Annotated in this window: 14 protein-coding genes; 12 read left to right on the forward strand and 2 right to left on the reverse strand. The window is 68.5% G+C overall.

Going from position 1 to position 15,613, the window contains the following annotated elements; all coding sequences use genetic code 11:
- Positions 1–31 precede the first annotated feature (31 nt).
- Positions 32–631 carry a hypothetical protein gene (locus ACFVJS_RS18250; RefSeq protein WP_378883055.1) on the reverse strand — a complete coding sequence of 200 codons (600 nt, stop codon included), beginning with the start codon at positions 629–631 and terminating at the stop codon, positions 32–34.
- A gap of 608 nt (positions 632–1,239) precedes the next feature.
- Between ACFVJS_RS18250 and ACFVJS_RS18255 the strand changes: the two genes are divergently transcribed.
- The 8 genes from ACFVJS_RS18255 (at position 1,240) to ACFVJS_RS18290 (ending at position 9,220) form a co-directional block, all read left to right on the forward strand.
- Positions 1,240–1,521: a transglutaminase family protein gene (locus ACFVJS_RS18255; RefSeq protein ID WP_378883058.1), complete on the forward strand. Its 282-nt coding sequence runs from the start codon at positions 1,240–1,242 to the stop codon at positions 1,519–1,521.
- A gap of 113 nt (positions 1,522–1,634) precedes the next feature.
- Complete coding sequence (locus tag ACFVJS_RS18260) at positions 1,635–4,118, forward strand: circularly permuted type 2 ATP-grasp protein (RefSeq protein WP_378883061.1); 2,484 nt, start codon at positions 1,635–1,637, stop codon at positions 4,116–4,118.
- An 884-nt stretch (positions 4,119–5,002) separates the two neighbouring features.
- On the forward strand, positions 5,003–5,236 hold the full coding sequence (locus ACFVJS_RS18265) for a hypothetical protein (RefSeq protein WP_378883064.1): 234 nt from the start codon (positions 5,003–5,005) through the stop codon (positions 5,234–5,236).
- Positions 5,237–5,371: 135 nt separating this feature from the next.
- On the forward strand, positions 5,372–5,833 hold the full coding sequence (locus ACFVJS_RS18270; RefSeq protein ID WP_378883067.1) for a hypothetical protein: 462 nt from the start codon (positions 5,372–5,374) through the stop codon (positions 5,831–5,833).
- Positions 5,830–6,729, forward strand: a complete 900-nt coding sequence (locus tag ACFVJS_RS18275) for a transglutaminase N-terminal domain-containing protein (RefSeq protein ID WP_378883070.1) — start codon at positions 5,830–5,832, stop codon at positions 6,727–6,729. Before ACFVJS_RS18270 ends, ACFVJS_RS18275 begins: the two co-directional genes overlap by 4 nt.
- 16 nt (positions 6,730–6,745) lie before the next feature.
- On the forward strand, positions 6,746–7,216 hold the full coding sequence (locus ACFVJS_RS18280) for a hypothetical protein (protein ID WP_378883074.1): 471 nt from the start codon (positions 6,746–6,748) through the stop codon (positions 7,214–7,216).
- A gap of 19 nt (positions 7,217–7,235) precedes the next feature.
- Positions 7,236–8,249, forward strand: a complete 1,014-nt coding sequence (locus ACFVJS_RS18285; protein ID WP_378883077.1) for a putative zinc-binding metallopeptidase — start codon at positions 7,236–7,238, stop codon at positions 8,247–8,249.
- 5 nt (positions 8,250–8,254) lie between these two features.
- Entirely contained in the window at positions 8,255–9,220 is a 966-nt protein-coding gene (locus ACFVJS_RS18290) for a glutathione S-transferase family protein (protein WP_378883080.1), read from the forward strand.
- A gap of 14 nt (positions 9,221–9,234) precedes the next feature.
- Here the strand turns inward: ACFVJS_RS18290 and ACFVJS_RS18295 are convergent, their stop codons facing one another.
- Complete coding sequence (locus ACFVJS_RS18295) at positions 9,235–9,837, reverse strand: hypothetical protein (protein ID WP_378883083.1); 603 nt, start codon at positions 9,835–9,837, stop codon at positions 9,235–9,237.
- A gap of 174 nt (positions 9,838–10,011) precedes the next feature.
- Between ACFVJS_RS18295 and pdhA the strand changes: the two genes are divergently transcribed.
- The 4 genes from pdhA to ACFVJS_RS18315 all read left to right on the forward strand — a co-directional run bounded on the left by pdhA (position 10,012) and on the right by ACFVJS_RS18315 (position 15,591).
- The gene (gene pdhA, locus ACFVJS_RS18300; RefSeq protein WP_378883086.1) at positions 10,012–11,148 is read left to right on the forward strand and encodes a pyruvate dehydrogenase (acetyl-transferring) E1 component subunit alpha; all 1,137 of its coding nucleotides are present in this window, start codon (positions 10,012–10,014) and stop codon (positions 11,146–11,148) included.
- Positions 11,145–12,122, forward strand: a complete 978-nt coding sequence (locus ACFVJS_RS18305; RefSeq protein WP_378883089.1) for an alpha-ketoacid dehydrogenase subunit beta — start codon at positions 11,145–11,147, stop codon at positions 12,120–12,122. Before pdhA ends, ACFVJS_RS18305 begins: the two co-directional genes overlap by 4 nt.
- Positions 12,116–13,414 carry a dihydrolipoamide acetyltransferase family protein gene (locus tag ACFVJS_RS18310; RefSeq protein ID WP_378883092.1) on the forward strand — a complete coding sequence of 433 codons (1,299 nt, stop codon included), beginning with the start codon at positions 12,116–12,118 and terminating at the stop codon, positions 13,412–13,414. Before ACFVJS_RS18305 ends, ACFVJS_RS18310 begins: the two co-directional genes overlap by 7 nt.
- Positions 13,415–13,527: 113 nt before the next feature.
- Entirely contained in the window at positions 13,528–15,591 is a 2,064-nt protein-coding gene (locus ACFVJS_RS18315) for a calcium-binding protein (protein WP_378883095.1), read from the forward strand.
- The last annotated feature ends 22 nt before the right edge of the window (positions 15,592–15,613 follow it).

Here is a 15,613-nt window from a genome sequence, read left to right on the forward strand (position 1 = left end):
CTGTGGTGATGGTGGGTGATGTCGGTGCTGTTTACGGCACCGGGAGCTTCCCGAGGATCGAGCTGAGCAGGTCGGTCAGGATCGGGCCGACGACCGGGAGGCTGTTGACGATGCCCAGCAGGCTGTCCGTGACGCCGGGGAGCTCCGGAACGCCGGGGACGCCGGGGACACCGGGGACACCGGGAACGCCGGGAACCTCGGGGATCGGAACGTCCGGGACGGGAACGTCCGGAACGGGAACGTCCGGGACCGGGACGTCCGGCGCGGGCACGTCTGCGGCCGGCTTGTCCGGGGCCTGGTCAGCGGGGACGGGTACGTCAGGGACCGGGTTGTCCGGGACGGGGACGTCCGGAACCTCAGGGGTGTCCGGGACCTCCGGAACGTCCGGGGCGTCCGGGACCTCAGGTGCGTCCGGAACGTCCGGGGTCTCGGGGACCTCAGGTGCGTCCGGAACGTCCGGGGTCTCCGGGACGTCAGGGACGTCCGGCGTCTCCGGGACGTCCGGCGTCTCCGGAACCTCGGGGCTGTCCGGGACCTCCGGAACCTCGGGGCTGTCCGGAACGTCCGGAACGGGGTTGTCCGGGACCGGGCAGTCGGGAGAAGGGCTGCTCGGTGCTGGGGTTTCCGGCACTGGGCAGTCAGGGACTGGCGGTGGGACGGGGCTGGCCATGGCTGGTGCGGTGACGGTGGCCAGTGCGAGTCCAGCGACGACAGCGGCGATTCGAGTCCGAGAATTCACGAGATCTCCTTTGGTTTGCTGTGAGGTCGTGACGCATGAATCCTGAAGCGATTTGAAGCATGAAGTCAAGAACTTTCGCAAACTTATTGATTTGTATTCCTTCAGCCGATTTCCTGGCGTAAACTCATTCAGTCGCCCTTCTGGCCTTGTTGCAAAGATGCCGGCCGTGATCGAAGGAAACGCGCATCTTCGCAGGTGAAGCGTGCTCTTCTGACGCCGCCTGTCGGCCGTATAAGCCGTCTCGATATCGGTTCTCAGCACGGATAGAGCGGCCCGCATTCGCGCGACACCCCAGGGGGTAATTGACCGAATTCTTCGACGTGCAAGGCAGTGATTTAGGCGAGATGAAATGCGTTTACCAACCTTCGCATTCCGATCCTGTCGGGTCTCTGTCGTGGTAAATTACTTCGGATTCGGATAGGCCTTTGAGCCCAGACGGCTCGGCGATGACCCGGGCGGTTCGTTACGCCGGTGCAACCCGGATCGGTCAGGCTTGACTCATGTCGATCAAGATTGCGCTCGGACACCGCACCACCTGCGAGGGCGTGCAACCGATCGAGCCCTGGAACGTGCTGGGCGAGGAAGCCGCCGAGTCGGCGACGGCACGCTACCCGGACTCCTCGGTCGAGCGGGTCCAGATCTCGGCGAGAGGGATCGACCTCGACCGTCAGCTGGTGACGTGTCAGGGTGTCCCGGTGCCGCTGACCCCCACCACGTCGATCCCGGACGCGTTCGTTGCGGGCAACCCCCATGCCCTCGACCTCCGCAGGGCGGTCGGCTGAGTCATGTGGTCGGTGTTGTTCCGGGTCTGTCGGGTAGTCCAGGGAGTTTCCGTCGCTCTACTGGCCAGTAACCGACGGAAACTCCCTGGACTATCCCCCGCCAGGGGTGCCAGATGACCGTCCTCCGCGAGTACGCCGACGCCCTCGGCCTCCTCGACGCGACCGACCAGCCCTACGACGAGGTCGTCGGGCCCGACGGCACTCTGCGCCCCGTCTGGAAGCCGATGGCCGAGGCGGCCGTCTCGATCACGCCGGCCACGCTGAGCCGGATCGGCCACGACGTCGAGCGGTTCCTCGCCGACGACGGGGTCACCTACCTGCGACCGGGCGCCAAGCCCGAGCCCTGGCGGCTCGACCCGGTGCCGCTGGTCATCGACCCCGCGCAGTGGCGCATCCTCGAGGTCGGCCTCGCCCAGCGCGCCGAGCTGCTCAATGCGATCCTGGTCGACCTCTACGGCCCGCAGCGCCTCCTGGCGGACGGGATCGTCCCGGCGGCGGTGATCTTCGGGCATCAGGGTTTCCACCGCGTCGCCGCCCGCGCCAGCAACCACGACCCGCGCCCGCTCGTCCTGGCCGCCACCGACCTCGGCCGGACCCGCGACGGGGAGTGGCGGGTGCTCGCCGACCGCACCCAGGCACCGAGCGGGATCGGCTATGCGATGGAGAACCGTCGCGTCATCAGCCGGGTGCTCCCCGAGCTCCACCGCGACGCCGAGCTGCACCGGATGGAGCCCTACTTCGCCGCCCTCCGGTCGGCGCTGCTCGAGTCCGCGCCCGGCGACCAGGCCGATCCTCGGGTCGTCGTCCTGTCCCCGGGCACCCATTCGGAGACCGCCTACGACCAGGCATTTCTCGCCTCGGCGCTCGGCTTCCCGCTGGTCCAGGGAGCCGACCTGACCGTACGCAACGGCGAGGTCCTCATGCGCGGCCACGGCGACCGGCTGGAGCGGGTCGACGTGATCCTCCGCCGGGTCGACGCGACCTGGTCCGACCCGCTCGAGCTCCGCGGTGACAGCCAGCTCGGCGTGGCCGGCCTGATCGAGGCCGTACGCCGCGGCAACGTGCGCGTGGTCAACGGGCTCGGAGCCGGCGTGCTCGAGAACCCGGGGCTCGTTCCCTACCTCCCCGCCGCCTGTGAAGCGCTGCTCGGGGAGCCGCTGCGGCTCGGCTCGATCAGCACCTGGTGGTGCGGCGACCAGGTCCAGCGGGCGGAGGTCGAGCGGCGGCTGATCACCGACGACCTGATGGTGCGGACGCTGGAGGGCGCCATCGTCGCCGGGACCCCCGATGAGCTGCGCGCCAGGATCGCCACCGACCCCTACCGCTATGTGGGGCAGGAGCAGATCACCCTCTCCCAGGCACCGACCTGGGTCGATGGGCGCGGCGCGGTCGGCCGGCCGCTGACGCTGCGTACCTTCTCCTTGAGATACGGCTCCGCCTACCGGCCGCTGGTCGGCGGCCTCGCCTCGATCAGGGCCGACGAGACCGGGCTCCCGCCGTGCAGCAAGGACGTCTGGGTGCTCAAGGAGTCGCCGCAGGACGCCGACCAGGGCCTGGCCGACGTGCTCCCGATGACCCACACCCGCTCGGTCACGGTGCTCGTCCCGCGCGCGCTCGAGGACATGTTCTGGTCGGGTCGCTACGCCGAGCGCGCCGAGGACCTCATCCGGCTCATCCTGGCGACGCACGTGCTCGCGGATGGCCAAGAAACTTCAGCACCGAGGACCAGGCCGCGTACGTCCGGTGGCATCAGCCTCGAGGTCATGCTGAGCGCGCTCGACCGGCTGGCCGGCCGCGGCGGGGCGGATGCGGATATCGACGCCGAGTTCCGCTCGATGCTGCTGGACGCCGACCGGCCGGGGTCGGCGGCGCAGTCGCTGGCCGGGATGCGTCAGGCCCTGAGTGACGTACGCGACCAGCTCAGCCCCGACATGTGGCGGATCTTCTCCTCGACGGACCGTGCGGCCGAGGAGCTCCGGAGCAATCCGCACTCGCTGCAGATCGCCGAGTCCGGCGCCGAGATGCTGCACGGCATCCTGGCGATGCAGGGGGTCGTGGCGAGCATGATCCGCGACGAGGGCTACCACTCGATCCGGCTGGGCCGCTTCCTGGAGCGCGCCATGCAGATCTGCCTCCTGCTCCGCGCCACCACGACCGTCCGCCGCGGTCTCGAGGTCGACCGCGCGGTGCTCAACGCGGTCCTCGCCTCCGCCGAGTCCGCGGTCACCCACCGCCGCCGCTACCGGGGCTACGTACGCACCGGGGGAGTGCTCGACCTGCTGATCATGGACCGCGACAACCCCCGCTCGCTGGCCTTCTGCCTCGACGAGCTGCGGCTCCACCTGACCAAGCTCCCCGGCTCGACCGGCTCGTCCCGCCCCGAGCGGCTCCTCGACGACATCACCGACATGCTCGACCGCACCGAGGTCGCCGGCCTCGTCGCCATCGGCGGCGTCGGCCGTCCCAACCTGGAGTCCTTCCTCGACCAGGTCCACGCCCAGCTCGTCCGCCTCGCCGACGCCATCAGCGACGTCCACTTCGCCACCGGCCCGGCACCCCAGCTCCTCAACGCTCTCCCGGTGCATTCGCTCACTTGAGCAAATGCACGGTCGTCACCCACGAGCGGGCGGCTGAAAGCCCGGCGGTGCTCCAGAATTGCAGTAGCGACGATTACATGCACTCCGCAACGTGGTGACCTCATCGGGATGCTTGCTGTACAAACCGGCGACATTCTCGGGCAAACTCACTTCAAACGGGGAGACTCGAGTGAATTAGGTACATGCAGCGGCGTGCGTCGCTGCCATCACCGTCGCAGGCGCCTTGGCGCTGACGCCGACGGCCAATGCCGCAACTCCGGCTGGCGCTTCGTCCGCCGGCTGGGCGGAGCCAAATGCAGTACGTGCGGTCGAGCAGCCGGCAGGGCACAAGCAGGACATCGTGAAGGTGCTGCTCGCGCACGGCGTGTCCGTCAAGCGAGCAGCAGCAATAGCGGAGGACGACATCGCGGGCGAGGCACTGCTGGCCGCAGCGCCTGTGCCAGCATGTGTGACTGCTACGTACTCGAACCCGGCTGGGCCGTAACAGAACGTGAAGGTCAAGACCGGCTGCCCGGTCAGTGTCCGGGTAAAGGTCCTCTGGGCGTTCGCTACAGACAGCGCCTGTCACAAGATCGCCGCCGGTTCGTCGTGGACCGACCGCCATCTCAACCAGACTGGTCCGGATCGCTGGGACGGGATCGCGTCATGCTGAGGTTGATCGGGCGGGTTGCGACGGCGCTCGTCGTCGTGGCGTCGATGTGGGCAGCCGCCTCCGTACAGGCTAACGCCCAGGCAACCGACGCAGTTTATGGGTGTGGCGCGCGGTCCGTCGGCAACGAGTCCGCCAACGTGCCCCTAGACATGTAAAGGACCGCCTCTGGACCGTCCAGACTTCTGACGGTTCCATCGCCATCAGGTGCGGTAACGGCTCGACTTGGGGTGCCGTGCACGTAGAGTTGAAGCACGAGGTGCCCAACTGGCCGGACGCTCTGACGTGCATCAAGAAGACGATCAACCGCGGCACAGAGCTGGACGGTGGCAACGGCAAGACCAAGTACGTTCATCGTATTCGCGGCGCGGCGACCGTCGTCGTCATCGTCGGGGACAACGGCCTGGTAACCGCGTACCCGACAGGTACGGGTGTGGTGAGGGAGTGGCGACTTTGCTCGGCGTCATAGGTCGGCGACATGGCTAGTACTTCTGATCGCCAGCAGGAGGGATCGTTCCCTTCTCCGCCGCAGGGTCGCCGCATCGTTTGGACGGGTACGTTTCCTGCTGTCGAAGGTGGCCCGCTGGTGTTGCCAGGGGTTGTCGTGGATGACCTGCCTGACGGTTGGGCCTTGGTGTCGTGGCTCGACAAGGGCGGTTGGTACAGCCCTGGTGCGGTCTACGAGGTGAAGAGTCTTCGAGTGGTCTCAGATGCGGAGTTCGACGACCTCGTCCGGGCTGTCCGCGAAAGTCCTGGCTGGCAGGGGATCACCCACGACATCGTGGACGGTTCGGAACCGTCGCCGTACGTCGTCGGTGCCCCGGTCATGTGGATCGGCCCGGTGCTCGGGGACAACGGCTGGGACCCTCGCATCGACACCTGGAGACTGGCGGTGTTCGGCAGCGCATCTGGGCCGCCGGCTCGTGGTCATCGGGGTCGAATCGTCGAGGTCTCGCAGAGCGGGGCGCTTCGCGTGCGGTGGATCGACGAGGATGGCGAATTCGAGGGGCGAGTCTTCATCGACCCCGGCGACGTGGCGGTGGTCGGGATAGCATCCGGCGGGTGAGATACCGGGTCAGCCACACGACGACCTACTCCTACGACGAGGACGTGACGAACTCGTTCGGGATCGCCAATGTCACGCCGCGGGACCTGCCTCACCAGCATGTCGTCAAGGCGGAGGTTCAGATCACGCCGGCGCCCGCCGACCAGTCGACCGACGTCGACTTCTACGGCAACACCGTGACGTACTTCCAGGTGCTCGAGCCGCACCAGCTGCTCGAGATCACGGCGGCCTCCGAGGTCGAGGTCACCGCCCCGGTCTATGACGAGACGAGCTTTGCCCAGCCATGGGAGCGGGCGCGGCCGCTGGTCGACCCGAGCCTCCCGGGCGCCTGGCGGGCGGCCGACCTGGCGGTGGCTTCGCCGCTCGTGGAGCACACCCAGGAGGCGTACGACTTCGGTGCCGTCTCGCTGACCGCGGGGCGCGGGATCGTGGCGGCGGCGGAGGATCTGATGCACCGGATCCATGTCGGCTTCGACTATGACGACACCGCCACGACGGTCACCTCGACGATCTCGGAGATCTTCGAGGCGCAGGGTGGCGTCTGTCAGGATTTCGCTCACCTGATGTTGGCCTGTTTCCGAGCGCACGGGCTCGCGGCCCGCTATGTTTCCGGCTACCTCGCCACCACCCCTCCGCCGGGGAAGCCGCGGCTCGTCGGAGCCGATGCCTCCCATGCCTGGGTGGAGGTGTGGGTCCCGCACCTGAGCGGCGCGGGGACGGGCCAGTGGCTCGCCCTCGACCCGACCAACGACACCAGGGCCGACGATCGCTACGTGAGCGTCGCCTGGGGTCGCGACTATGCCGATGTGCCTCCCGTGAAGGGGGTCATCTACACCGAAGCGACCACCTCGACCTTGACCGTCTCCGTCGATGTGGCCCCCGATCAGCAGGAGTGAAGTTACGGTGTTGCTCGTGGGACAGCCTCCGCGGCGGGCGAGCATCGTGACCCGCGGCAGCCGCTGGCGTCGCGGAGTGCGCATCTCCGGAGCGTTGGTGGTCGTCGCGGCCCTCACCGCGCTCAGCCTCTGGCTGCTGACCCGCGGCTCGAGCCCGGCCGAGGTCACCCGTGAGTTCATGGAGACCACCTCGGTCACCACCCTCTACGAGCTCGCCTCCGACGAGGGCGACGAGCTCCTCGACGGCGGTGGCGCCAGCGCGATGATCGACGCCGCCGAGGGCAAACGGACCTACGCCGACCCCAACCCGCGCGCGGTGACCCGGACCATGGTCTTCGGGGAGCCCGACATCGAGGGCGACGGCGCTCGCGTCACGGTCGCGATCTCCTACACCGCCGAGGACGGCCCGGTCCCGGACGAGTCGATGGTCGTCGTCCTGGTCCGGGAGGACGGCGAGTGGCGCGTCGGGAGCTGGGGGACGGCCTGAGGCGGCCGAAGATGAGGGCATGGAAGCGTTCACCTGCAGGGAATGCGGCAACCGTCTCTACTTCGAGAACTCGGCGTGCGTCTCGTGCGGCACCCGGCTCGCCTACTCGCGCGAGGAGCGCGAGATCGTCCCGGTCTCGCCCGAGGGCAGGTACGTCGACGGCGACGGCTACCTCTGGTGGGTCTGCGCCAACACGCTCGAGACCGGGTGCACCTGGCTGGCCCGTGTCGAAGGCGGGATCTGCTTCTCCTGCGAGCTGACCCGGACCCGGCCGGGCGGCGCCGCGCCGGAGTTCGTCCAGCAGCAGTACTCCCGTGCTGAACAGGCCAAACGTCACCTCATCGTCGAGCTCGACACGCTCGGGCTGGAGGTACGTCCCAAGACCGTGGATCCGGTCGAGGGGCTCACCTTCGACCTGCTGGCCAGCGACGGCGTCGCGTCCACTCCGGACGTGGTCATCGGGCACGACAGCGGCGTGATCACCATCGACCTCGCCGAGTCCGACGACGCCTACCGGGAACACGTCCGGGCAACGCTCGACGAGCCCTACCGCACCCTGCTGGGCCACTTCCGGCACGAGGTCGGCCACTACTACGAGTGGCAGCTGGTCCGCGGGCCCGAGCTGATGCGGCGGTGCACCGAGGTCTTCGGCGACGAGTCGGTCTCCTACATGGAGTCGCTGCAGCGCCACTACTCCCAAGGTCCGCCCGACGGCTGGACGGAGAACTACATCTCCACCTACGCCACGATGCACCCCTTCGAGGACTTCGCCGAGACCTGGGCCCACTACCTGCACATCCGTGACACGCTCGGGTCGGCGGCGGCGTACGGCCTCGCCGACCCGGTGCCCGCCGAGATGCCGTTCCGGCAGGTCGTCACCGACATCTGGGTGCCGCTGTCGGCCGCGCTGAACGTCATCAACCGGTCGATGGGCCACGACGACCTCTACCCCTTCGTCATCCCGCCCGCGGTCCTGGACAAGCTCGACTTCGTGGCCTCACTGGTTCAGGATTCAACTCGACCCCTAGGGTGATCCCCATGGGGGAGAAGGCGACCTACGTCCAGCCCGGCAACGAGTTCAACCGGGACATGAACTACATCCCGGACCGGATCACGCGGGAGGCGCGGACACCGGAGTTCGGACCGACCGACGTGCCGTTGTGGCCGGTCCAGCCGGGCCGCTACCGGCTGATCGCGGCCGCCGCCTGCCCCTGGGCCAACCGGGCCATCATCGTGCGCAACCTGCTCGGGCTCCAGGACGTCATCTCCCTCGGTCTCGCGGGTCCGACGCACGACGCCCGGTCGTGGACCTTCGACCTCGACCCCGGCGGCGTCGACCCGGTGCTCGGGATCGAGCGGCTGCAGCAGGCCTACTTCAAGCGCTACCCCGACTACCCGCGCGGCATCACGGTGCCGGCGATCGTCGAGGAGGCCTCCGGCAAGGTCGTCACCAACGACTTCCCGTGGATCACCCACGACTTCTTCCACGAGTGGACCGATTTCTTCGCCGACGACGCCCCCGACCTGTGGCCGCGGGACGTCCGCGAGGAGATGGACGAGGTCAACCAGCGGGTCTTCACCGAGGTCAACAACGGGGTCTACCGGTGTGGGTTCGCGGGTTCGCAGGAGGCGTACGACGCGGCGTACGCACGTCTCTTCGCGGCTCTCGACTGGCTCGAGGAGCGGCTCTCGCGACAGCGCTACCTGGTCGGCCACCAGCTCACCGAGTCCGACATCCGGCTCTTCACGACGCTGGCCCGCTTCGACGCGGTCTACCACGGCCACTTCAAGTGCAACCGGCAGAAGCTCGTCGAGTTCCCCGCGCTGTGGGCCTACGCGCGCGACCTCTACCAGACCCCGGGAATCGGCGAGACCCTCGACTTCCCGCAGATCAAGGACCACTACTACATCGTCCACACCGACCTGAACCCCACGCAGATCGTGCCCGCGGGCCCCGACCTCTCCGGTTGGGACGAGCCGCACGGGCGTGAGTCGCTCGGCTGAAAGAAGACTTTCTTTCAGCCGGTGTAGTAGCCGGTGCGCTGCGCCTTCCTCGCGGCACCGACCGCACTGAAGTACGCCGAGGACGGCCGCAGCCACAGCAGTACCAGGATCGCGACCACCAGGAACGGGTCCACCACGGCAAGCACGGTGCCGACGGTCGACGTCGGCATGGTGGCGCCGCCGAGCGCGGCGTTGCCGGCGACGTTCGCCAGGCTCGACATGCTCCCGGCAAGGGAGAGCGCGCCGAGAACGGTGGCGGTGATGCGTGCCCAGTTGCGGCCCTTGCCGTTCATGACCGCCATCCAGACCCACACGCCGAGGAAGATCAGCCCCAGCACCGTGCCGCCGATCTGGATGATCGGGACGAACACGTCCGCCATCTCCCGCGCGTCGAGGACCGAAGGGTCGTACGTCGGCTGCTTCTCCATCTCCGTCACCATCAGCGTCTTCATCTCGGTGGTGTCCATGGTGAGCAGGAAGACGGTCGAGACGATGCTGAGCAGGCCGCCGAGCCACATCCCGTAGACCGCGTACGTCAGCGTCTTCGGTCGCTCGGGGGGAGCCGTGGGCGGAGCGGCTGGGGCGGGATAGGCCTGGTAGCCATAGGGATCGGACATCTGCGCCTCCGTGGCCGTGTGTGGGGCAGTGACTCTAGCCACGAGCCATCTCACCGGCCACCACAATTCCCCGCGGCCGAGTACCTTGGTGAGTGCCACGTGTCGCGGGTCACAAGTCCGCGCGCGGGGGCGCGTGCCAGCGGTGGCAACCCCACCCCGTGTGAAGGAAGCGTGATGACTGAATTTCTGGATCCGAGTCCCAGCCACACCGACATGGTGCAGCTGCTGAACCCCGAGGGAGAACGGGTCTCGCACCCGGACTTCGAGTTCTCACCCGACCGACCTGAGGACGAGGCCGTGCGCGGCTTCTACCGCGACATGGTGCTGACCCGCCGCCTCGACGTCGAGGCCACCGCGCTGCAGCGCCACGGCGAGCTGGGCCTGTGGGCGCAGCTGCTGGGCCAGGAGGCGGCGCAGATCGGCGCGGCCCGTGCGCTCGCCCCCCAGGACTTCGTCTTCCCGACCTACCGCGAGCACGGCGTGGCCTGGTGCCGCGACGTCGACCCGATGCAGCTGCTCGGACTGTTCCGGGGCACCGACCAGGGTGGCTGGGACCCCGACGAGCACAACTTCGGGCTCTACACGATCGTCATCGGCGCCCAGACCCTGCACGCGACCGGCTACGCGATGGGCGTACAGATGGACGGCCTCGTCGGCACCGGCGACCCGACCCGTGACACCGCCGTCGTGGCCCACTTCGGCGACGGCGCCTCCTCGCAGGGCGACGTCAACGAGGCGATGGTCTTCGCCGCCTCCTACAACGCCCCGGTCGTCTTCTTCTGCCAGAACAACCAGTGGGCCATCTCCGAGCCGGTCGAGCAGATGGTCAAGGTGCCGCTCTACAAGCGCGCCCAGGGCTTCGGTTTCCCTGGCATCCGGGTGGACGGCAACGACGTGCTGGCGACGTACGAGGTGATGAAGTCGGCGCTCAAGCGGGCCCGCGAGGGCGGCGGACCGACGATGATCGAGGCCTACACCTACCGGATGGGGGCCCACACGACCACCGACGACCCGACCCGCTACCGACTCTCCGACGAGGTCGAGGCCTGGAAGCTCAAGGACCCGATCGCCCGGGTGGAGGCCTACCTACGCCGCGGCGGCGGCGCCTCGACCTCCTTCTTCGCCAAGGTGGAGGCCGAGGCCGAGGAGCTCGGCGAGCGCCTGCGTGCCGGTATCCACGCGCTGCCCGAACCCGATCCCGTACGCCTCTTCGACAACGTCTACACCGAGCTGCCGCCGGAGCTGCAGGAGCAGCGTGACGGCTACGCGGCGTACCTCTCCTCCTTCGACCTCGAGGGGGCCTCGCGATGACCAGGATGACACTGGCCAAGGCGCTCAACGCAGGGTTGCGACGAGCGATGGAGGACGACGACAAGGTCGTCCTGATGGGTGAGGACATCGGCCGGCTCGGCGGTGTCTTCCGGATCACCGACGGGCTGCAGAAGGACTTCGGCGAGGCGCGGGTCGTCGACACGCCCTTGGCGGAGTCGGGCATCGTCGGCACGGCGGTCGGGCTCGCGCTGCGCGGCTACCGGCCGGTGGTGGAGATCCAGTTCGACGGGTTCGTGTACCCGGCCTACGACCAGATCGTGTCGCAGGTGGCCAAGCTCCACTACCGGAGTGGTGGTCGGGTCGCGATGCCGATGGTCATCCGGATCCCGTTCGGCGGCGGCATCGGGGCCGTGGAGCACCACAGCGAGTCGCCGGAGGCGCAGTTCGCGCACACGCCCGGCCTCAAGGTCGTGGCCTGCTCGGAGCCGGTCGACGCCTACTGGATGATCCAGCAGGCGATCGCGCACCCCGATCCGGTCATCTTCCTGGAGCCGAAGCGGCTCTACCACTCGACCAAGGCCGAGATCGACGTCGACGCCACCCCCGGGCCGCTGTTCGCCTCGCGGGTTCTGCGGGCCGGGTCGGATGTGACGGTGCTGGCGTACGGGCCGACCGTGAAGACCGCGCTGACCGCCGCCGAGGCGGCCGCGGGGGAGAGCAAGTCGCTCGAGGTGATCGACCTGCGCACGCTCTCGCCGCTCGACATGGCTCCGGTCTACGAGTCGGTGCGGCGTACCGGGCGTGCGGTCGTCGTCCACGAGGCCCACGTCAACCTCGGCCTCGGCGCCGAGCTCGCCGCCCGGATCACCGAGCAGTGCTTCCACTCCCTGGAGGCTCCGGTGCTCCGCGTGGGCGGCTTCGACACGCCCTACCCGCCGGCGAGGGCGGAGGAGTACTTCCTTCCCGACCTCGACCGCGTCCTCGACGCCGTCGACAGGAGCCTCGCATGGTGACCTCCAACGAGTTCAAGCTGCCCGACGTCGGCGAGGGCCTCACCGAGGCCGAGATCGTCGAGTGGCACGTCGCCGTCGGCGACGTCATCAAGGTCAACGACCCCGTCTGCGACATCGAGACCGCCAAGTCGGTCGTCGAGCTCCCCTCGCCCTACGCGGGTGTGGTCCAGGAGCTCCTCGTCGAGGTCGGCACCGAGGTCCAGGTCGGCACCCCGATCATCCGCATCGGTGATCCGGTCGAGGCGTCGGCCCCGTCGTCCGAGGCGTCGGCCCCGTCGCCCGAGCCCGTGAGCGGTGCCGAGACCAACACAGCCGCCGACGAGCACGAGCAGCCGCTCACGCTGGTCGGCTACGGCTCCAAGGAAGACGCAGTCGTACGCCGCAACCGCACCGTCTCCGCCCCGGCCGCCGCCGCGGGAACGGGTGTGCTGGCCAAGCCGACCGCCCGCAAGCTGGCGCGCGACCTGGGCGTGGACCTGGCGACGGTGACTCCGGAGCGCGACGACGGCGTGATCACCACGGCTGACCTCGAGGCGCTGACGAACGCTCCGGCCCCGTCGGAAACCCCAGCCACGTCGACCGGCGGCGAGCGTCGCGAGCCGATCAAGGGCCTGCGCAAGCAGATGGGCCAGGCGATGGTCGACTCGGCGTTCACGCTGCCGCACGTGACCATCTGGACGACGGTCGACGTCACCCGCACCTCCGAGCTGGTCGCCGGCCTCAAGGCCAACCGCGACTTCGCCGACGTCCGCGTCAGCCCCCTGCTGATCGTGGCCAAGGCGACGCTCCTGGCGATGCGACGTACGCCGATCATCAACTCCTGGTGGGACGAGGCTGCGCAGGAGATCGTGTTCAAGGAGTACGTCAACCTCGGCATCGCCGCGGCCACCCCCAGGGGCCTTCAGGTGCCGAACGTGAAGGGCGCCGACCGGATGACCCTGGTCGAGCTCGGGTCCGCGATCAACGAGCTCACCGACGTCGCCCGCACCGGGAAGACCCCGCCGGCCGACCAGACCGGCGGCACGTTCACGATCACCAACATCGGCCCGTTCGGCATCGACGGCGGCGCCCCGATCATCAATCCCGGCGAGTCCGCGATCCTCTCCGTCGGTGCGATCAAGCGTCAGCCCTGGATCGTCGGCGAAGGTGACGACGAACGCATCGAGCCGCGTGACGTCTGCACCCTCGCGCTCAGCTTCGACCACCGCCACATCGACGGCGAGGCCGGCTCCCGCTTCCTCGCCGACGTGGCGAGGATCGTCGGAGACCCGAGCACGGCGCTGCTGTTCTGACCCGTTCGACAATCGCTCCACAGAATCCCAATTCACTACCTCGAGGGGTACGGGATCTGGCACCATCCTCAGGCCCGCGCTGACGCGGGCCTGAGGATCTTCTGGAGGCAGGAATGGTGCTCCTGACGGGGCGCACGCTGCTTGCCGGGATCGTCGCGACGGCCGCCTCGGCGACCGTACTCGTGGCGAGTCCCGCGAGCGCGGCGACAACATCCACCGGCGTACGCTGCACGATCGTCGGTACGTCCGGCGCTGATGTCCTGCGAGGCACATCTCGGCGCGATGTCATCTGCGGTCGCGGCGGCAGCGACGTGATCTACGCCCGCAGCGGGGACGACCTCGTCGACGGTGGCGGAGGAAACGACCGGATCTACGGCAGCTACGGCGCCGACAAGCTGCTCGGCGGGACCGGACGCGACAGCATCCGCGGCGAGGCAGGCGCGGATGCCGTCTACGGCGGATCGTCGTCCGACTATCTCTACGGCGGGACCTCGGATGACACCATCCGCGGTGGGTCCGGCAACGACCAGATCCAAGGCGATGACGGTCACGATCACATCTACGGCGAAGCCGACCCGGACACGATCAACGGCGGTACCGGCTGGGACGTGCTCTACGGGGGCACAGGTGGCGACCGCATCCTGGGTGGCAAGGGCAACGACCGTGCGTACGGTGGAGACAACGCCGACGGGCTGTACGGCGGCGCGGGCAACGACCAGCTGCACGGCGGCAACCACAACGACCTGGTCCTCGGCGAGGCCGACGCCGACCGGCTGTGGGGCGACGCGGGAGCCGATCAGATCAGAGGTGGCAGCGGCGCCGACCAGCTCGCCGGTGGCGACGGCAACGATCAGCTCGAAGGTGAGAGCAACGACGACGTCCTCAGCGGTGGCGCGGGGACCGACCGGCTGACCGGTGGCACCGGCATCAACCGCTGCAACTACGACACCTATGACTACCTGCTCGGCGGGTGTGGCACCGACAGGTCGGCACCGAAGGTGCTCGCTGTCACCTTCTCCCCGAGCTCGATCGACACCACCAAGGCTGATGTGAAGGTCAAGGTCCGCGTTCGCATCACCGACGACCTGGGAGCCGTACGCGTGCAAGGACATGTCGTCGACGAGATTCCCAACGCAGGCGCCTCGTTCTACATGCCGACCATGTCCTTGGCGTCGGGAGGGCCCCGCGACGGCTGGTGGGAGTATGTGCTGACCGTTCCTCGCTACACCCCGGCTGGGGCGATGCATGCGGACATCTCGGTCAACGACGCGGCCGGTCGGTGGGGCTCCGCATCGATGGGGACCTTGACGGTCGCCAACAGTGATCCCGACTCGGTCGGCCCGGCGGTGAGCGTGACGGCGCTGACGCCGCGGTCGATCGACGTGACCACGTCGTCGAAGTCCGTTCAGGTCTCGGTTCGTGTGGTCGACTCCAAGTCCGGAGTGAGCGACCTCAGCATCTGCCTTCTTCAACCGGGCGTCGCCACGAGCAGCTACCCGAACCCCCTCTTCGACACCGTGGTCTGCGATGAGGGCGTGGCTCGCGTCTCGGGGACCGTCCGGGACGGGATCTGGTCCACCAAGCTGACCGTTCCGAAGGGATCCCCTGGCGGCATCTACAACCTGTCCGTGTTTGCCGAGGACCGAATCGGGAACGAGCTCTCGTACTACGGCCCCGAGGCCTATCAGGCGTACGCGAGCGGAGGATGGTCCGGCGGCGAGACCCGCCGCGAGCTGCCTGGAGCGACCAGCCGGGTCGAGGTCACGGGTCCGGGGCGCGACACCGTTCCGCCGACGCTCGCCGCGGTGACGGTGTCCAGGTCCAGCGTCGATACCGCCGCTGGTGACGCGAAGATCCACGTCCGCGCACGGGTCAAGGATGCCTCCGGCGCAAATGCAGGCGTCGACCGCGTCGAGGCCGAGGTCCTCAGCGGCGGCCTGAGCTCGGACCCCTCTTTCCCTCGCGTCAGCCTGCGTCGGACGAGCGGCACCGTCTTCGACGGCTGGTGGGAGGCCGATGTCGTCATCTCCCAGGGCACCCAGCCTGGCGCCTATCACCTGTGGATCGCCATCGTGGACAGGGGCGGCAACGGTGATGCATACACCGATCCCGAGCACGGAGACGGAGTGACCTACCAGGCTCATCCCGACATCCCGGTGATCAACGTCGTCGGCTAGCGGAACCGCGCCGTACGTCAGC

The sequence above is a fragment of the Nocardioides sp. NPDC057772 genome (assembly GCF_042798075.1).
Taxonomy (GTDB): domain Bacteria; phylum Actinomycetota; class Actinomycetes; order Propionibacteriales; family Nocardioidaceae; genus Nocardioides.